The 17,724-nt window shown below is 61.8% G+C and carries 15 protein-coding genes and 1 tRNA gene; 8 read left to right on the top strand and 8 right to left on the bottom strand.

What is annotated here, in order from left to right:
- Positions 1-63: 63 nt before the first annotated feature.
- Positions 64-309 carry a hypothetical protein gene (locus tag PUT78_RS05550; protein WP_274351184.1) on the top strand — a complete coding sequence of 82 codons (246 nt, stop codon included), beginning with the start codon at positions 64-66 and terminating at the stop codon, positions 307-309.
- Positions 310-407: 98 nt separating this feature from the next.
- Here PUT78_RS05550 and PUT78_RS05545 read toward each other — a convergent pair whose 3' ends face one another.
- Complete coding sequence (locus PUT78_RS05545) at positions 408-1,070, bottom strand: alpha/beta hydrolase (RefSeq protein WP_274351182.1); 663 nt, start codon at positions 1,068-1,070, stop codon at positions 408-410.
- The gene (locus PUT78_RS05540) at positions 1,067-1,696 is read right to left on the bottom strand and encodes a DNA-3-methyladenine glycosylase family protein (RefSeq protein WP_274351247.1); all 630 of its coding nucleotides are present in this window, start codon (positions 1,694-1,696) and stop codon (positions 1,067-1,069) included. Before PUT78_RS05540 ends, PUT78_RS05545 begins: the two co-directional genes overlap by 4 nt.
- Before the next feature lie 80 nt (positions 1,697-1,776).
- On the opposite strand from PUT78_RS05540, the gene PUT78_RS05535 reads away from it, so the two are divergent.
- The 5 genes from PUT78_RS05535 to PUT78_RS05515 all read left to right on the top strand — a co-directional run bounded on the left by PUT78_RS05535 (position 1,777) and on the right by PUT78_RS05515 (position 10,881).
- A complete protein-coding gene (locus PUT78_RS05535; RefSeq protein ID WP_274351181.1) occupies positions 1,777-3,003 on the top strand; it encodes an MFS transporter in 1,227 nt (408 codons plus the stop codon).
- 487 nt (positions 3,004-3,490) lie between these two features.
- Positions 3,491-4,336 (top strand): transferrin-binding protein-like solute binding protein, encoded by an 846-nt coding sequence (locus PUT78_RS05530; RefSeq protein WP_274351179.1) that lies wholly within the window; start codon positions 3,491-3,493, stop codon positions 4,334-4,336.
- Between the two features lie 55 nt (positions 4,337-4,391).
- On the top strand, positions 4,392-5,168 hold the full coding sequence (gene rlmJ / locus PUT78_RS05525) for a 23S rRNA (adenine(2030)-N(6))-methyltransferase RlmJ (RefSeq protein ID WP_274351178.1): 777 nt from the start codon (positions 4,392-4,394) through the stop codon (positions 5,166-5,168).
- Between the two features lie 284 nt (positions 5,169-5,452).
- Positions 5,453-7,132, top strand: a complete 1,680-nt coding sequence (rpsA, locus tag PUT78_RS05520) for a 30S ribosomal protein S1 (protein WP_274351176.1) — start codon at positions 5,453-5,455, stop codon at positions 7,130-7,132.
- A 128-nt stretch (positions 7,133-7,260) separates the two neighbouring features.
- Complete coding sequence (locus tag PUT78_RS05515) at positions 7,261-10,881, top strand: hydantoinase B/oxoprolinase family protein (RefSeq protein ID WP_274351175.1); 3,621 nt, start codon at positions 7,261-7,263, stop codon at positions 10,879-10,881.
- Between the two features lie 254 nt (positions 10,882-11,135).
- On the opposite strand, the gene PUT78_RS05510 is transcribed toward PUT78_RS05515, so the two are convergent.
- The 6 genes from PUT78_RS05510 to PUT78_RS05485 form a co-directional block, all read right to left on the bottom strand.
- Positions 11,136-11,513, bottom strand: coding sequence for a DUF934 domain-containing protein (locus PUT78_RS05510; RefSeq protein WP_274351174.1), 378 nt, complete (start codon positions 11,511-11,513; stop codon positions 11,136-11,138).
- The gene (locus PUT78_RS05505) at positions 11,510-12,214 is read right to left on the bottom strand and encodes a phosphoadenylyl-sulfate reductase (protein WP_274351172.1); all 705 of its coding nucleotides are present in this window, start codon (positions 12,212-12,214) and stop codon (positions 11,510-11,512) included. Before PUT78_RS05505 ends, PUT78_RS05510 begins: the two co-directional genes overlap by 4 nt.
- Positions 12,204-13,871, bottom strand: coding sequence for a nitrite/sulfite reductase (locus PUT78_RS05500; RefSeq protein WP_274351171.1), 1,668 nt, complete (start codon positions 13,869-13,871; stop codon positions 12,204-12,206). Before PUT78_RS05500 ends, PUT78_RS05505 begins: the two co-directional genes overlap by 11 nt.
- Before the next feature lie 5 nt (positions 13,872-13,876).
- A complete protein-coding gene (locus tag PUT78_RS05495) occupies positions 13,877-14,176 on the bottom strand; it encodes a DUF2849 domain-containing protein (RefSeq protein WP_274351170.1) in 300 nt (99 codons plus the stop codon).
- A gap of 1 nt (position 14,177) precedes the next feature.
- Entirely contained in the window at positions 14,178-15,566 is a 1,389-nt protein-coding gene (gene cysG / locus PUT78_RS05490; protein ID WP_274351168.1) for a siroheme synthase CysG, read from the bottom strand.
- Positions 15,567-15,859: 293 nt separating this feature from the next.
- A tRNA-Tyr gene (locus PUT78_RS05485) sits at positions 15,860-15,943 on the bottom strand.
- A 180-nt stretch (positions 15,944-16,123) separates the two neighbouring features.
- Between PUT78_RS05485 and rlmB the strand changes: the two genes are divergently transcribed.
- Positions 16,124-16,918 (top strand): 23S rRNA (guanosine(2251)-2'-O)-methyltransferase RlmB, encoded by a 795-nt coding sequence (gene rlmB, locus PUT78_RS05480; protein ID WP_274351246.1) that lies wholly within the window; start codon positions 16,124-16,126, stop codon positions 16,916-16,918.
- Positions 16,915-17,496, top strand: a complete 582-nt coding sequence (locus PUT78_RS05475; protein ID WP_274351167.1) for a DUF2799 domain-containing protein — start codon at positions 16,915-16,917, stop codon at positions 17,494-17,496. The genes rlmB and PUT78_RS05475 overlap by 4 nt, the downstream gene beginning before the upstream one ends.
- The last annotated feature ends 228 nt before the right edge of the window (positions 17,497-17,724 follow it).

The raw sequence follows: 17,724 nt of genomic DNA, 5'->3' as shown, positions 1-17,724 counted from the left end.
GCATAAAGTGAACTTCTATAACGCCGGACCGGCAGACCCCGGCCCACCGCTGGCGCGGGCTTGGTGAATATCCCGATAGTGTTTCAGGCCGCAAAGCTGGTCAGTCGTCGCAATTCCCCCGGACGGGAGACTGCGCCGGATCGGGGCGGTATGAATCGGGTGTCGGAAATTCCCAAACAGCGCGGAACAAAGGCCGCAGGGTTTGAAGGGACCGTCGCGCCAGTGGCGCGGCGAAAGCCCGGAAAACGCGCCACGGGTCTGGCCGTCCCGCGGCCTGCCGATTTTGCCAGCGACACGCCAAGCCTTTGATGCCGGAATATGCCGCCTGCATAAAGTGAACTACACCAACGCTGGACCGGCAGGCCCCGGCCCACCGATCGCGCGGGCTTTATTCCCTGCGGCCCCCGTTATCCCGGCAGTTTGTCGCGCAGGAAGGACAGGGCGAGGGACAGCCCGTCATGGGCGATGCCGTGGCCGGTGCCTTTGGACACATGCGCATAGGTTTCAAACCCTGCTGCTGTCAGGGCGTCTGCGGCCTCTGACAATGACTGCGGGGGCACGACTTCGTCCTGATCGCCATGGACCAGCAGGACAGGCGGGTGCGACAGGGCGTCATCTACCAGATGTTCAGGCTGCATCAGCCGCCCCGAAAAGCCCACGATCCCGGCCAGCGCCTCGTTGCGGCGTGGGGCCACATGCAGGCTGATCATCGTGCCTTGGGAAAAGCCCACCAGCGCCAGCGCATCCGGCGTCAGCCCCTCATCCGCCAGTACCTGATCTATGAAGGCATCCAGATCGCTTGCAGCGGCCTGCAGGCCTGTCAGCGCCGCTTCCTCGGTTGAGCCGTCAAGCCATGGGATGGGGAACCACTGAAACCCCATCGGGTTGCCTGTGCAATGCTCGGGCGCGTTGGGGGCATAGAAGGCCGTGCCCGGCATATGCGGCCCCAGCGGGTCGGCCAGCCCCAGAAGATCGGCGCCATCCGCGCCATAGCCATGCACGAAAATCACAGCGGATTTTGCCTGCCCCTTGGGCGCACCTTTGCGGGCAGATGTCAGAATGCGGGTCATAGAATGCCTTCCCTGTCGGTTTCCACGCGGTAATAAGCCCAGAGTAACCCCGCTGCAACCGTGCGCCATGGCGACCAGTCAGCGGCCATATGGCGCAATGCGGCTTCGCGCGGGCGGTCGGGCAGGCCGAACAGGCGGCGCGCGGATTCCTGCAAGGCCAGATCGGCAGGGGCAAACACATCGGCCCGGCCCAGGCTGAACATTGCATAGATTTCCGCCGTCCAGCGGCCAATACCGGGCACTTCGACCAGTATGCGGGTCACGTCCGCGTCGGGCAGGGTGCGGAGTTCGTCGAAATCAATGCCTGCCGCGGCCAGCGCGCGGGCATAGCGCATTTTCTGCCCCGACAGGCCCGGCGCGCGCAGGGTCACATCATCGGCGGCCAGCACAGCGGCGGGGTTGGTCAGGCCCGCATCCACCATCCGGCCCCAGATGGCGCGGGCGGCATGGGTGCTGACCTGCTGGCTGACAATCGCTTCCAGAAGCTGGGCAAACCCGTCATCGCGTCTGCGCAGGGGGGGCGGTCCGGTCAGGGCCAGCGCATGGGCGAAGCGCGGCTCATTGGCGGCCAGCCAAGCGGCCCCTTCGGCCATGCAATCGTCTGATGTCAGAATGCGCCCGACCATCAGGATCGCCTGCGCGACAAACTGGTGCACATGTAAAATTCCCCTTTTCCTTGGCACAGTGATTGGCTAATCCTGCGCGTATGACAGACATGATTGCAACCCATGATGATGCCCGCGCAAAGCGCAATGTAATCGTGCTTGTGGCCGCGCAGGCGGTTGTGGGCGCGCAGCTCCCGGTGATTTTCATCATTGGCGGGCTGGCCGGGCAGATGCTGGCGCCCAACCCGTGCTGGGCCACATTGCCGATTTCGCTGATCGTGCTGGGGTCGATGCTGACGGCCACGCCGCTGTCGGGGTTCATGCAGGCTTACGGGCGGCGTGCGGGGTTCTGGGTTGCTTGCGGGGCAGGGGCCGTGGGGGCTGCCATCGGGGCCTATGCGCTGATGCTTGGCAGTTTCACGCTGTTCCTGCTGGGGTCGTTGCTGACGGGTGTATATATGTCCGCCAACGGGTTTTACCGTTTCGCCGCGACCGACATGGCCAGCCCCGAATTCCGCCCCAAGGCGATTTCCTATGTCATGGCGGGCGGGCTTTTGTCGGCGGTGTTCGGGCCGCAACTGGTGTCCTTCACCGCCGAAGCAATGCCGGTGCCGTTTCTGGCGACATATCTGGGGGTTATCGTTCTGAACCTTGCGGGCATGGCGCTGCTGAGCATGCTGGACATTCCGACCCCTGCGAAACCGGATCTGAGCCTGCCGCAAGGGCGGTCGCGGCGCGAAATGCTGCAAACGCCGGTGATTGCCGTGGCCATCATTTGCGGCACCGTGTCCTATGCGCTGATGAACCTTGTCATGACATCCACACCGCTGGCAGTGGTGGGATGCGGGTTTGCCACATCGGATGCGGCCAATATTGTGTCGGCGCATGTTCTGGCGATGTATGCGCCGTCGTTTTTTACCGGCCATCTGATAGCCCGCTTCGGGGCGCGCAATATCGTGGGGCTTGGGCTGGTCATTCTTGCCGGTGCAGGTGCCGTTGCCATGTCCGGCGTGGAACTGGAGCAGTTCTATATCGCGCTGATCCTGCTGGGTGTCGGGTGGAATTTCGGCTTTATCGGCGCGACATCCATGCTGACCGCATCCTATTCGGTGGAAGAACGCGGGCGCGTGCAGGGGCTGAATGACATGATCGTTTTTGGCGGCGTGTTTCTGGCCTCGCTCAGTTCGGGGACATTGATGAACTGTTCGGGGGGAACAGCCGAAACCGGCTGGCAGCTGGTCAATATGGCGATGCTGCCCTTTCTTGTGCTGGCAGGTGGGGCCTTGATCTGGCTGGCGCTGCGCCCGAGTGAGAGAGAAGCGGGATAGGGTTGCACACCTGCGGGCTGGATTGTGCGGGCGTCAGGTGAAACCGCAAGGGCATGTTGAGTTCGGCGTGAAGCGAGGTGCCGGGGGGGATGCTTTGGCACGGAGCAAAAGGGCGCAAGCCGCCGCGTCATCGGTGGGCCGTCCTGCGGCCTGCCGATGACGCCGGTGGCGTACCAGGCCTTGGATGCCGGAGTATTTCGCCTGCATAAAGTGAACCCCGCCAACGCCGGACCGGCCCACCGCTGGCGCGGGCTTTGTGCATCCCCGCAACACCCTGCTTCAGGCAATGCTTCAGGCAATGTCGCCCGTTCAGAGCATACGCAGGCGGCTCGTCACACGTCGCGCGCAGATCGTCCCCACGATATCTGAGTCGTCCTTGCAACACTGCACAGTGCTGTCGTGACCCGCGCATTGACTTTCGGCAGGCGCGCGCGGATTCTATGTTCTAACGCGCGAAAAAGACGCGAATTTTCGAGTGAGGCAGGTTATGAGCAGGCATTTTTTCGTCGCGGCCCTGATGGGGTCTGCGACCGTTCTTTCGGCATGTGGTGGTGGCAGTAGTGGTGGCGGTGCGCCCGCGGCAACGCGCAGTTCCACCAGCGTCCTGAGTCAGGGCACCGACGCGCAGGAGGGCACGTCGCGGGTTTTCGCAACGCTGCGCGAGTCCGGCGAAGTTCAGTTTCAGTTCGAAGATGGCGCGTTGCAGGACATGGTGGTGATCTGCGTGGATTATTCCGGCGCAAGCTGCCGTGTTGTCGGTGGTCCGCAAGGCACATTGGAAACCGCCACTCTTGAAGGGCGCATGGCAGGTGAGTATGCCTATGCGGGTAGTTTGCGGCTGGACCACGCCACTGACGGGCAGATCACGCATTCCTATCACCGGCTTTATCAATCCGCACCAGCCAGCGCGCCGACACTGCCAGCAATGCCGCAAGGTGTGCAGGATTATCGCGGTCATTTCATGGCCGGTGCCATCGTCAATGGCGAAGGGGGTATTGCCGAAGGAGGTATCGCGCTTACGGTCAATTTCGACAGCGCGTTGATGTCCGGCACACTGAACGGCACATTGCGCGACAGTGCGACGGACCTGCGTGCGGGGTTCAACAATGTCACCATCGACCAGCAGACCGGCCAGTTCGCCGCCACAAATACCAGCACTTTCACCTTTGATGGTGCCGTGGCGGGCGGCACGGTTCAGGGTGGGTTCTATGGTCCGCAAGCCGATGAGGCAGCAGGCGCGTTTGAAATCGGCCTGAATGACGCCAATGGCATGAGCGGGGTTTTCCTGGCCTGTCAGGGGCTTCAGGACAGCTGTGTTTCGCATGGGAACTGATGCGCGCTGCGGTTGAGGCATTGAACGCCCCCTGAATTCAGTGCAAGACGGGCGCATGCTGTCCTATCAACATATCTACCATGCCGGAAATCTGGCTGATGTGCATAAACACGCGCTTCTGGCGTGGGTGCTGGCATATCTGACGGCCAAGGACAAACCGCTGAGCTATCTTGAAACACATGCGGGGCGCGGGCTTTATGCGCTGGATGCGCCCGAGGCGCTGAAAACCGGCGAGGCAGCAGCAGGGATCACGCGGATGCAGGCGCGGTTTGCGCCGGATCATCCGTACCGCGTGGCGCTGAATGCCATCCATGCGCGCCATGGCGAAAATGCCTATCCCGGATCGCCGCTGATTGCCGCCACCTTGTTGCGCGCGCAGGACAGCATGGCATTGGCCGAACTGCACCCGCGCGAATTTGCCGCCCTTCGCACGACCATGGCGGGGACCGGCGCGCATTTGCGCCATGAAGACGGGCTGGACATGGCAATGTCCATCTGTCCACCGACACCACGCCGCGGTGTTCTGATGATCGACCCCTCCTATGAAGTGAAGGAAGATTACGCGCGCCTGCCCAAATTGCTGGGCGATCTGCGACGCAAGTGGAATGTGGGGGTGCTGATGCTGTGGTATCCGGTTCTGCAGGCGGGTATGCATGGACCGATGCTGGCGCGCATCGGGCAAGACCACCCCGATGCCGCAGTGTTCGAGATTGCATTTCCCCCTGTACGGCAGGGGCACCGGATGGTGGGCGCGGGGCTGGTCGTTGTGAATCCGCCCTGGGGCATGGCGCAGGAAGCGCAGCGTGTAAAAACCCTTCTGGCGCAGGATTGACGGGAAACCGGGCCTGTAATCCCTGAAATTGCGGCAAAACACCACTTGTTTTGCCCGATTTGGACATTACCCACTTGCGCAAACACGGTGCTGGCGCTAGGAAACCGGCAATCAAGAAGGCCAAAGGTCACATTCTGAACGGGCAGGGTCGGGCGCAAGCCACGACCCTTTGTGTTTGTTGCGCGTTCTGAACCGACCTTGATGTGGTCCTTTTGATCCCAGTCCACAGACCGGCGGAGTCAACCGTCAGGCCAGAAACATGATGAAAAAGGAACCATATCTGAATGTGCGCTAAAGCAACCATGGAAGAATTCGAGGCAATGCTCGCTGAAAGCCTCGAAATGGACACCCCTGCCGAAGGCAGTGTTGTCATTGGCCGTGTGATCGCCATCGAGGCAGGTCAGGCCATTATCGATGTCGGCTACAAAATGGAAGGCCGCGTCGAGCTGAAAGAATTTGCAAGCCCCGGTGAAGCCCCGCAGGTAGCTGTTGGTGATGATGTCGAAGTTTTCCTGGAGCGTGTCGAAAACGCCCGTGGCGAAGCTGTCATCAGCCGTGAAAAAGCCCGCCGCGAAGCCGCCTGGGACCGTCTGGAAAAAGCCTATGCCGACCAGGACCGCGTTGAAGGCGCGATCTTTGGCCGCGTCAAGGGTGGCTTCACTGTCGATCTGGGCGGTGCTGTGGCGTTCCTGCCCGGCAGCCAGGTCGATGTGCGCCCCGTGCGCGATGCAGGCCCGCTGATGGGTCTGAAGCAGCCATTCCAGATCCTGAAAATGGACCGTCGCCGTGGCAATATCGTTGTGTCGCGCCGCGCGATTCTGGAAGAAAGCCGCGCAGAACAGCGCGCCGAAGTCATCGCCAAGCTGGCCGAAGGTCAGATCGCCGATGGTGTGGTCAAGAACATCACCGAATATGGTGCGTTTGTTGATCTGGGCGGTGTTGACGGCCTGTTGCACGTCACCGACATGGCATGGCGTCGCGTCAACCACCCGTCGGAAGTTGTCACCATCGGTGAAACGATCAAGGTGCAGGTCATCAAGATCAACAAGGAAACCCACCGCATCAGCCTGGGCATCAAGCAGCTGCAGGCCGATCCATGGGATTCGGTTGGCCAGAAATACCCGCTGGGTTCGGTGCATCAGGGCCGCGTGACCAATATCACCGATTACGGCGCATTTGTTGAACTGGAAGCCGGTGTCGAAGGTCTGGTCCATGTCTCGGAGATGTCCTGGACCAAGAAGAACGTGCATCCCGGCAAGATCGTCTCGACCAGCCAGGAAGTCGATGTCATGGTTCTGGAAATCGACGGCGACAAGCGTCGCGTGTCGCTGGGCCTGAAGCAGACCCTGCGCAACCCGTGGGAAGTGTTTGCCGAAACCCACCCCGCCGGCACCGAGATCGAAGGCGAGATCAAGAACATCACCGAATTCGGTCTGTTCGTTGGTCTGGAAGGCGATATCGACGGCATGGTTCACCTGTCCGATATCAGCTGGGACCAGCGCGGCGAAGATGCGATCCAGAACTTCCGCAAAGGCGACACGGTTCAGGCCGTTGTGGCGGATGTCGATGTTGAGAAAGAGCGTATCTCTCTGTCGATTAAAGCACTGGAAAACGACAGCTTCTCCGATGCGGTCGAAGGCGTGAAACGCGGCTCGATCCTGACCTGCACTGTCAGTTCCATCGAAGAAGGTGGCATCGAGGTTGAATTCAACGGCATGAAATCCTTCATCCGCCGTTCGGATCTGGCCCTTGAGCGTGCAGACCAGCGCCCCGAGCGTTTCCAGGTCGGCGACAAGGTTGATGCGCGTGTCACATCTGTGGACAGCAAGACCCGCCGCATCGGCCTGTCGATCAAGGCGCGCGAGATCGCGGAAGAAAAAGAAGCCGTGGAACAATACGGTTCTTCCGATGCCGGTGCATCGCTGGGCGATATTCTGGGCGCAGCACTGAAAGACCGCAGCTGATCTGATCGCTGAACACGATCTGAAATAACGAAAAGGCCCTGGTGAAAACCGGGGCCTTTTGGCTTGCATCCCGGTGGTGTCGCGCGTGTAATCGCGCCATCAATCCGGTGCGGATAAAGGGGTGGGCAGTGTCAGATTCGGACGTCACGCAAGCGGCAAAATGGGATTTCTGGATTGACCGTGGTGGCACCTTTACCGATGTGATCGGGCGTGCGCCAGATGGCGGGCTGCACCCGCTGAAACTGCTGTCCGAAAACCCCGAGCAGTATGACGATGCCGCAATCGAAGGAATCCGCCGCCTGCTGGGGGGCGCGGTTGACCCCGCGCGCATCGGCACGGTCAAGATGGGCACGACAGTTGCCACAAACGCGCTGCTGGAACGCAAGGGCGAACGCGTCGCGCTGCTGATCACGCGCGGGTTCCGCGATGCGCTGCGGCTGGCTTATCAGGCACGCCCGGATATTTTCGCCAAGGATATCATCCTGCCCGACCAGCTCTATGACAAGGTTGCGGAAATTGACGAACGGCTGTTCGCCAGTGGTGAAGTGGAAACACCGCTGGACCGCGACGGCGTGCGCGCTGCATTGCAGGCGCTGCGCGATGACGGGTTTGATGCGGTGGCGATTGTGTTCATGCATGCGTGGAAAAACCCCGCCCATGAAATTGCTGTGGCCGCAATGGCACGCGACATGGGGTTCACCCAGGTTTCTGTCAGCCATGAGGTCAGCCCGCTGATAAAGCTGATCGGACGCGGCGATACGACAGTGGTGGATGCCTATTTGTCGCCGATATTGCGGCGCTATGTGGCGCGCGTGGCCGATGCACTTGGCGCAACGCCTGCCGGTGTGGCGGGGCCGACATTGCAATTCATGATGTCATCGGGCGGCATGACCGCCGCTGATGCGTTCGAAGGCAAGGACGCCATTCTGTCCGGCCCTGCGGGCGGTGTGGTGGGCATGGTCCAGACCGCACGCGTCGCCGGGTTTGACCGCGTGATCGGGTTCGACATGGGTGGAACCAGCACAGATGTTGCCCATAGCGCGGGGGAATATGAACGCGCCTTTGATACTGAAGTCGCCGGTGTGCGCATCCGCGCCCCGATGATGCGCATTCATACGGTGGCTGCGGGTGGCGGGTCAGTGCTGCATGCCGATGGCGGGCGTTTCCGTGTCGGTCCTGACAGCGCGGGCGCAGATCCCGGCCCGGCCTGTTACCGGCGTGGCGGGCCGCTGACAGTGACGGATGCCAATCTTATGCTGGGGCGGGTGAACGCGGATTATTTTCCAGCCATTTTCGGCCCTGAGCAGAACCAGAAGCTGGACCGCGACACAGTGGCGGCGCAATTTGCCGAAATCGGTGCGCGCGAAGGGAAAACCCCCGAACAGGTGGCCGAGGGGTTTTTGCGCATCGCCGTTGAAAACATGGCCAATGCCGTCAAGAAAATCAGCGTGCAGCGCGGCTATGATGTGACGAAGTACCTGCTGAATTCATTCGGTGGGGCCGGGGGGCAACATGCCTGCGCCGTGGCTGATGCATTGGGCATGAAGGCCGCGCTTATTCACCCGTTTTCGGGGTTGCTGTCGGCTTATGGTATTGGTCTGGCAACTGTGTCGGTCAGCCGCCAGCAGGGGCTTGTTCAGGAACTGGATGAGGGCAGCGTCGATACAATTGCAAATCTGCTGAGCGATCTGGAATCTGAAGTGACGCAGGCGCTGTCCCGTCAGGGCGTGGCGGATTTCACGCTGAGCGCGCGGCTGCATCTGCGCTACAGCGGCACGGATTCCGCGATCATCCTGGCCTATGATGGCGATATTGCTGCTGTGCGCGAAGCGTTCGATGCTGCGCATAAGGCGCAGTTCGGATTCAGCAGCCCCGACAAACCCCTGACCGTGGAAACAGTAGAGGTTGAGGGCACAGAGAACCGCGCGCACGGCCCGGCGGCGGCGGCACGTCAGCGACAGTCACATGACGCCCCGGCGACTGACCACACCCCCCTTTATGCGGCCGGGGAATGGCACCGCGCAGCCGTGATCCGGCGTGGTGACATGCAGCCCGGTGCGCGTGTCACCGGCCCCGCACTGATCATTGAACCCAACCAGACAATCGTTGTCGAACCGGGCTGGCGCGCGGAACTTGGGGCCGGGGATGATATTCTGCTGCGCCGCTACATGGTGGCAGAACGCGCTGCAGTCGCTGGATCGGCCAAGGCGGATCCGATCCTGCTGGAAGTGTTCAACAACCTGTTCATGAATATCGCCGAACAGATGGGGCTGGCGCTGCAAAACACAGCGCATTCCGTCAATATCAAGGAACGGCTGGATTTTTCCTGCGCGGTGTTCGACAGCACCGGTGCATTGGTGGCCAATGCGCCGCATATGCCCGTGCATCTGGGGTCGATGGACCGGTCCGTTGAAACCGTGATCCGCCTGAACCCCGACATCCGGCCCGGTGATGTGCATGCGCTGAACGCGCCTTATAATGGTGGCACGCATCTGCCCGATATTACTGTCGTATCGCCCTTGTTTGATGAAGATGGCAAGACTGTGTTGTTTTGGGTCGCCTCGCGCGGGCATCATGCCGATGTGGGCGGCACGGCACCGGGATCCATGACCCCGCTGGCCACGACTGTCGATGAAGAAGGCGTGTTGATCGATAATTTCAAGCTGGTCGAAGGGGGGCGGTTCCGGGAACAGGCACTGCGTGATCTGCTGTGCGATCATCCCTATCCGGTGCGCAATGTCGTTCAGAATATCGCGGATCTGAAAGCGCAGGTTGCCGCAAATGAACGCGGTGCTGCGGAATTGCGGCGCATGGTGGGTGATTTCGGGCTGGATGTGGTGCAGGCCTATATGGGCCATGTGCAGGACAATGCCGCCGAGGAAGTGCGCCGTCTTCTGGGCCGGCTGTCGGATTGCAGCTATAGCTATGACACAGATACCGGCGCGCGCATTCAGGTGGCCATCCGTGTGGACCGGGACGCGCGCGAAGCCGTGGTTGATTTTACCGGTACGTCACCTGCATTGGCGGATAATTTCAACGCGCCGGAACCCGTGACGCGCGCGGCGGTGCTGTATGTTTTCCGGGTGATGGTGGAAGCGCCTATTCCCATGAATGCAGGCTGCCTGCGCCCGATCCGTATTATTGTGCCGGATGGCTGCATGCTGGCGCCGCGCTATCCGCGCGCAGTGGTGGCGGGGAATGTGGAAACCAGCCAGCATGTGACCAATGCCCTGTTCGGCGCGTTGGGGGTTATGGCCAATGCGCAAGGGACGATGAACAATCTGACGTTCGGGAATGCAGAGTATCAGTATTACGAAACCATCTGTTCCGGTGCGCCTGCGGGGGTCATGAATGACGGGCGCGGGTTTCATGGCACATCAGGGGTGCATACCCATATGACCAATTCGCGCCTGACCGACCCGGAGGTTCTGGAACAGCGTTTTCCCGTGCTTCTGGAAGAGTTCAGCCTGCGCGACGGGTCCGGCGGGCAGGGGAAATGGTGCGCGGGCGATGGCACGCGCCGCGTGATCCGGTTTCTGCAACAGATGGATTGTGCCATTCTGTCATCCCATCGTAAAGCCCCCCCGCGCGGTGTGGCGGGGGGCAGTGACGGGCAGGTCGGGCGCACCGAAATCCGCCAGACCGACGGCCAGGTCAGGGTGCTGGCCGCCTGTGATCAGACAGTATTGCGCGCGGGGGATGCGATTTGCCTGATCACGCCGACCGCCGGGGGCTATGGCGCGCGGTGATTTTTCGGGGGCGCTGCAGGGCGCGTTTGCTGAAAGCCCGCGCCACCGGCGGGCCGGGGTCTGCCGGTCCGGCGTAGTAGAAGTTCACTTTATGCAAGCTCCATACCCCGGCATCCAAGGCATGAATCAGCACCAGCAAAACCGGCAGGCCGCGGGACGGCCCGCCGGTGGCGCGGGCCAGCCTTGCGGCCTTTGTTCCGCGCCTTTGGCATTTCCAACGGTTGCTTCACATCAGAATCAAGCGGGTCTGCGCGTCACCCAGCGCGCCGCAGCTTCCGGCGGTAATCATTCGCGCGCCAGTCCGCACGCGCCAGCCATTGCGATTCTGGCTGGCGGGTGGCCAGTTCGGCGCTGATTTCAACCTCGTCAAAACCCGACCGGCGGGCCATTGCGTATTGGTCGGCGATAACATGCCCCTGCGCGCGCAACCGCCCGCTGAACCCCATGCGCCGCAGCCGCGCCGCAAGGGTGAAGCCCCGCCCGTCGCTGAAGGCGGGAAACTGAACGCGGATGGCGCTGTTCTGCGCCAGTGCTTCATGCAGCGCGTCATCACTGGCGTCGGGGGCCAGATCGGCCCATGTGCCAGTGAATGTTTCGGGACCAAAGCCCGTATCGGTGACAATTATGGTCATGATGCCTGCCTTCTGATGACGCGGCCATTTGCAATATGGATGCCGCATTCCACCTTGTCCTGTCCGCGCCAGCGCCCGGCACGCGGGTCTTCGCCAGTGGCGACAGGGGCTGTGCAGGGCGCGCAGCCGATGGACAGGTATCCGTGCGCGACCAGCGGGTGGCGCGGCAGATCATGGCGGTCCATGTAATTTGCGATATCTGCGGGGGTCCACCCGGCCAGCGGATTGATTTTCAGGTGATCCCCGTCACGTTCAAACATGTTCAGGTCGCTGCGTGTGCTGCCCTGATAGCGTTTGCGCCCGGTGATCCAGCCATCGAAACCCTGCAAGGCCCCTTCCAGCGGTTGGGCCTTGCGCAGCGCGCAGCAGGTATCGGGGTCGGCGCGGTGCAGCAGATTGTCAGGGTCGCGTTCAAACAGTGCCGCCCGGTCAGGGGTGATGGTGCGCAGATCGCGCAGATCCAGCCGCGCTGCCAGGTCCCGCTGATAGGCCAGCGTTTCGGGAAACAGCATCAGCGTGTCGATGAACAGCACTGGCGTTTCGGGTGCGATGCGCGACACCAGATGCAGCAACACGGCCGATTCCGCGCCAAAGCTGGACACCAGCGCCACCCGGCCCAGTGCCCCGGACAGCGCGAAACGCAGGCCCGCTTCGGCATCATCGCCGAAGCGATTGTTCAGCGCGCTCAGATCATGCAGCATCGACCTGCTCCGTCTCGTAGAGGGCCGTCTTGAATGGCTCCGCGCCCAGCCTGCGATAGGTTTGCAGGAAGGTTTCCGCGCGGTCACGGCGCAGCACCAGATAGGCCTGCAGAATTCGTTCGATCGCAGGGACAATCTGATCATAGGCGAAACCCGGACCAGTGCGCGTGCCGATGACCGCATCTTCCGTGCCATCGCCGCCCAGCGTGATCTGATAATTTTCAACCCCTGCGCGGTCCAGCCCCAGAATGCCAATATGGCCGACATGGTGATGCCCGCAAGCGTTGATGCAGCCCGAAATCTTGATCTTCAGCGGGCCGATATCATGTTCCAGCTTCAATGAATCGACAGATTCAGCAATCTGCTGGGCAACCGGAATTGACCGCGCCGTGGCCAATGCGCAGTAATCCATGCCGGGGCAGGCGATGATATCGGATGCCAGCCCCACATTCGCCGTGGCCAGCCCTGCCGTGCGCAATGCGGCATGCAGCGCAGGCAGGTCCGCCTGCGCGACATGAGGCAGAACGAGGTTCTGTTCATGGCTGACACGGATTTCACCCTGCGCGTATTGTTCGGCCAGATCCGCGACAAGCTGCATCTGCGCATCGGTCGCATCGCCCGGGGTGCCGCCATGCGGTTTCAGGCTGATGGTGACAATGCTGTAGCCTGCCACGCGATGCGGGTGCAGGTTGGTGTCTGCCCATGCGCGGAACACCGCATTGCTGCGATAGGCCGCCTGATAGGGCGCGTCATCGCGCGGCGGCAACTCGGGTGCTGCGAATTGCTGCTTGAGCAGAGCAAGCTGCGCGGCGGCGGCATCCGCATCAAACTGCGGCGCAATCGCGGCAAACTGCGCTTCAACCAGATCGCGCACCTTCTCCAGCCCGTTTTCATGCACGGTGATCTTGATGCGGGCCTTGTATTTATTGTCGCGCCGTCCCAGCAGGTTATAGGTGCCGACGATCGCTTCCAGATAGGGCAGCAAATCCGCCACTGGCAGAAAGTCGCGGATCACCTTGCCGATCATCGGGGTGCGCCCAAGGCCACCGCCCACGATCACCTCGAACCCGGTTTCACCATCGCGCTGCACCATGCGCAACCCGATATCATGCGCCTTGGTCACAGCGCGGTCATTGGGGCTGCCGGTGATGGCGATCTTGAACTTGCGCGGCAGGAACTGGAATTCCGGGTGGTCCGTGGACCATTGGCGGATCAGTTCCGCATAGGGGCGCGGGTCTTCGATTTCATCCGCAGCAGCAGCGGCGAACTGGTCTGAGGTGACATTGCGGATGGTATTGCCCGATGTCTGAATGGCATGCAGGCCAACTTCAGCCAGCGCATCCAGAATGTCAGGCACATCGTTCAGGCGCGGCCAGTTATACTGGATGTTCTGGCGCGTGGTGAAATGCCCATACCCCTTGTCCCAGCGTGTGGCGATCATGGCAAGCTGGCGCAATTGCGCGGAACTGAGTGTGCCATAGGGAATGGCCACGCGCAGCATATAGGCGTGCAATTGCAGATACAGACCATTCATCAGGCGCAGGGGACGGAATTCTTCCTCTGTCAGGCTGCCATCGATGCGGCGTTCCACCTGTGCGCGGAACTGCCGGTTGCGTTCCGCGATAAAGGTGCGGTCGAAATCATCATACTGATACATGATGCTTATCCTTGCGATTGCTTGCCATGGGCATAGTTTGACGGGCCACGGCGGCGAAAATCTTCGCGGAAATGGGTTGGCTCCAGCCCTGATGCGCCAAGGCGCATATCGGCCAGGTAACAACCCACCACTTCGTCATGGCGCTGGCTTGCCTGTTGCAGCGCGGCGTCCGCCTGTTCCGGATCGGAAAAAGGCAGAGCATCTGCCAGATGGCGGGTCCAGTTCCCATCGTGGGACAGCCAGACGACATCGCCTTCCAGCAGCGCATTGGCAGTGATGACTTTGATCGGGGTAGTGCGGGTCATGTCAGGCGGACTCTTCTATCAGTTGGGGCAGGACAGATACGGCACCAGCAGGCGAAAGTCCCAGCAGCATGACAACAGGGCCACGCAGGGACCGCACTGAATGGGCGAGCGTTTCCAGCCGACAGGCGGTGATGGTCTGGGTTGCATGCGATGCGTTTTCAACCAGTGTAACAGGGGTGGCAGGGGCGGCGCCCTGCATCAGCAGGCGGCCCTGAATGACGCGCGCGGCGCGCTTGCCCATATAGATCGCGGCAACTGCATCCGGGCGGGCCAGCGCGGACCAGTCCAGATCGGCAATGCCGTCCTTGTCATGCGCGGTCAGGATATGCAGTCCGGTATTGCGCCCGCGCCGTGTCAGGCTGCGCCCGATTGCGGCGCTTGCCGCGCTGGCAGCCGTAATGCCGGGTGTCACGCCCCAGTCGATGCCTGCCGCGTCCAGCGCGTCGGTTTCTTCGTCAAGGCGGGCAAAAATGGCGGCATCGCCACCTTTCAGCCGTACGACATGCGCACCCTGGCTGGCGTGTTCAATCATCAGCGCGTTGATATGCTCCTGCGGGGTGGAGGGGCCGAACCCTTCTTTGCCCACGGCAATGAACAGCGCTTCACGCCGCGCGAGTTCCAGAATATCGCCCGTCACCAGCCGGTCATGAATGACAACATCGGCGCGGTCCAGCAAACGGCGCGCGCGCAGGGTCATCAGTTCGGGGTTGCCGGGACCGGCACCAACCAGATCAACGCGGCCCGCGCTTGCGGTTGTCGCAAGATGGCGGTGCAGCAATTCCTGCAGTGCGTCCTGTGGGGTGGTGCTGCCTGTGCCCGCCAACAGGTCCGGCCCGGCCTTCAGGTAGTAATCGGCCCAGAAATCACGCCGCGCGCGGCCATGGGGCAGGGCTTCTGCCTGCGGGCGGAACGCCTTGCCCGCGCTTGCAAGTGTGCCCAGACCTGCGGGCAGATGGTCTTCGATATCTTTCTTAATGGCGCGTGCCAGAACCGGGGCCGCCCCTTCGGTGCCGATTGCCACGACAACAGGGTCGCGGTCCACAATCGCGGGGGTAATGAAGTCACTGCCATCCAGATTATCGACGATATTGACCAACGCGCCAACCGAACGGGCGAGGGCCGCATTCGCGGCATCCTGCGCGGCATCTTCGGTCGCGGAATAGACCAGCCGCATTCCCGCCAGATCCTGCGCCTGTGGGGCATGTGCGATCAGGGTATGCCCCTGCGTTTTCACAGCATGGGCCAGGTCCGGTTCCGCAGCGGGCGCGAACACAGTGATCCGCGCCTGCGTCTTGAACAACAGGCGCAGCTTTGCCAGCGCGGCCGCGCCATTGCCGATAACGGCGATGTCGGCACCTGCGGTGTCAAGGTAGATCGGAAAATGCTGCATGACAGGCCTCTGATTTCTTGGTGTATTTAGAACAAAATTCTGGAATTAGTGCAATTCCCTGTGGGAAATAAGAACAATGCACCGGACTGTGGGTGCAGGTCGAAAAATATTCTTGAAAATAGCAATGCGGGTGAATGGCTGGTCCGGTTCGGACGTTCAAACCGGAACCGCGTTGGTTCCAACCCTTGAATAAGATGCACGCGCCTGGGCGGGTGGGGCGGATATCCCCCCACGGAATCACGCCAGATTGCTGCGCGCCACGTCGTTATTTCTGGTCGAGATATATGGGGAAATGGTGGGCGACCCTGGAATCGAACCAGGCGTGGGTCTCCCCGGCGGAGTTACAGTCCGCTGCCGCACCTTGCAGCTCGTCGCCCTCTGACGTGGCGCTTCGATACCGAAGGGCCGCAGCAGCGTCAAGGCCCGAAACCATGCCAACAGCCAGATATTTTGCGCAGGTGCAATGGGGCGTGCATTGGGGGTTGATCCCGCGTGCAGGGCTGCGCATGGTCAATACTGAAGGCCAATTGCGCATATGGCAGAACTGGGGGCGTGGTATGAAGAAACCCGATTGGGTCATCGACAAGGAAAAGGCGCGGCGTGCGGCGAAAACAGAATCGCTCTGGCTGTTTGGCCTGCATGCGGTGCGCGATGCGTTGATGAACCCCATGCGCGACAAGATGCGTCTGGTTGTGACACTGAATGCGGCGCAGAAGCTGGAAGACGCAATCGCGGCCAGCGGCATGACCCCCGAAATTTCCGATGCGCGCAGATTCGCGGCCCCGGTCGCGGCGGATTCCGTGCATCAGGGCGCAGCGCTGGAAGTGCGGCCACTGGACTGGGGCAACATTGCTGCGCGCTGTGCGCCGAAGGGCGGGGCGGGGCTGGTCGTGCTGCTGGACCGGGTCAGCGACCCGCATAATGTGGGCGCGATCCTGCGGTCGGCGGAAGTGTTCGGTGCCTGCGCTGTGATCGCCACGCAGCGCCATGCCGCCCCTGAAACCGGCGCGCTGGCCAAGACCGCCAGCGGTGCACTGGAACGACAGCCCTATCTGCGGGTGCGCAATCTGGCGGAGGAAATGGAAAGCCTGAAGGATATGGGCTATGTCATGATCGGACTGGATGGCGACGGGCCGCAGACGCTTGGCCAGACATTGGCTTCGGTGCCGGGCGGTCCTGTCGGGCTGGTGCTGGGGGCCGAAGGGCCGGGGCTGCGCGACAAGACTCGCGAGAGCTGCGACTATATCGCGCGCATTCCGGCGGCGGCGGATTTCGGATCGTTGAATGTGTCCAACGCGGCGGCGGTTGCCCTTTATGCGGCGCATCTGGCGCAACCGGAGCTGACGCCGTGAAAGGGGCCGTCCTGCCGCTTCTGGGGCTTGTGATTCTGGCGTCCTGCGCCTCGATCAGCCGCGAAGAATGCCTGCAAGGGGACTGGACCGCTATCGGGCTGCGTGACGGGGCGGCGGGGGAACGGCCCGATATGCAGTTTGAGCGCCACCAGCGCCAATGCGCAAAGGTGGATGTTGCGCCGGAACGCAGCGCGTGGCAGCGCGGGTATGATCAGGGGTTGCGGCAGTTCTGCACCCCCTTGTCGGGACTGGCCGAAGGGCAGCGTGGGCGCATCAACCGCAATCTGTGCCCGGCGGCGCAGGCGGCAGGGTTTGATGAAGGGCATGCGCTGGGGCTGCGCGAACATGCGCAACGGATGCGGGTTCAGAATTTATTGAATGAAATAAATAGCCTGCGTGACAGAAGTAATGTGATTGTCGGGGCGTTGGCTGCAGACAGCGACACGGGCTTGCGCGCGGAGTGGCAAAATAACCGGTCCGAAATTCTGCATCTGCAACTGGAACTGGGGCTGGAACGCGCGGCGCTGCGGCGGCTGGAACGCGAGGTGGCGGCCTTTCGCGCGCGCGTCGGCGGATGATTGAGGCAGTTTTTCCGCAAGCGCAAACCAGGTTCCCATGATTCCCGTAGCGTGGGTCAGGGCATATCAGCAAATCAGATTGGGCAGGCGTTGTTCGTTGGGGAAAGCCCCACGCGCCAGCGCATGATCGTGGCAGGCAGCATCGCAAGGCAGGTCTGATCCGTGCTGGGGCTGTCGTTTGCGCCCTTTGCGGAATTCCCAAACCTCGGCAAAAGACCGGATTCCACC

This window comes from Roseinatronobacter alkalisoli, from assembly GCF_028745735.1.
GTDB lineage: Bacteria > Pseudomonadota > Alphaproteobacteria > Rhodobacterales > Rhodobacteraceae > Roseinatronobacter > Roseinatronobacter alkalisoli.
Note: the sequence above shows the minus strand (reverse complement) of the source record. Positions and strands in the feature narration are given on the sequence as shown.

What these genes read in the sequence shown, in the direction of transcription:
- PUT78_RS05545 (WP_274351182.1), bottom strand. Translation starts at nt 1,070, where the DNA reads ATGACCCGCATTCTGACATCTGCCCGCAAAGGTGCGCCCAAGGGGCAG.
- PUT78_RS05540 (WP_274351247.1), bottom strand. Translation starts at nt 1,696, where the DNA reads ATGGTCGGGCGCATTCTGACATCAGACGATTGCATGGCCGAAGGGGCC.
- PUT78_RS05535 (WP_274351181.1), top strand. Translation starts at nt 1,777, where the DNA reads ATGACAGACATGATTGCAACCCATGATGATGCCCGCGCAAAGCGCAAT.
- PUT78_RS05530 (WP_274351179.1), top strand. Translation starts at nt 3,491, where the DNA reads ATGAGCAGGCATTTTTTCGTCGCGGCCCTGATGGGGTCTGCGACCGTT.
- rlmJ (WP_274351178.1), top strand. Translation starts at nt 4,392, where the DNA reads ATGCTGTCCTATCAACATATCTACCATGCCGGAAATCTGGCTGATGTG.
- rpsA (WP_274351176.1), top strand. Translation starts at nt 5,453, where the DNA reads ATGTGCGCTAAAGCAACCATGGAAGAATTCGAGGCAATGCTCGCTGAA.
- PUT78_RS05510 (WP_274351174.1), bottom strand. Translation starts at nt 11,513, where the DNA reads ATGACCATAATTGTCACCGATACGGGCTTTGGTCCCGAAACATTCACT.
- PUT78_RS05505 (WP_274351172.1), bottom strand. Translation starts at nt 12,214, where the DNA reads ATGCTGCATGATCTGAGCGCGCTGAACAATCGCTTCGGCGATGATGCC.
- PUT78_RS05500 (WP_274351171.1), bottom strand. Translation starts at nt 13,871, where the DNA reads ATGTATCAGTATGATGATTTCGACCGCACCTTTATCGCGGAACGCAAC.
- PUT78_RS05495 (WP_274351170.1), bottom strand. Translation starts at nt 14,176, where the DNA reads ATGACCCGCACTACCCCGATCAAAGTCATCACTGCCAATGCGCTGCTG.
- cysG (WP_274351168.1), bottom strand. Translation starts at nt 15,566, where the DNA reads ATGCAGCATTTTCCGATCTACCTTGACACCGCAGGTGCCGACATCGCC.
- rlmB (WP_274351246.1), top strand. Translation starts at nt 16,124, where the DNA reads ATGAAGAAACCCGATTGGGTCATCGACAAGGAAAAGGCGCGGCGTGCG.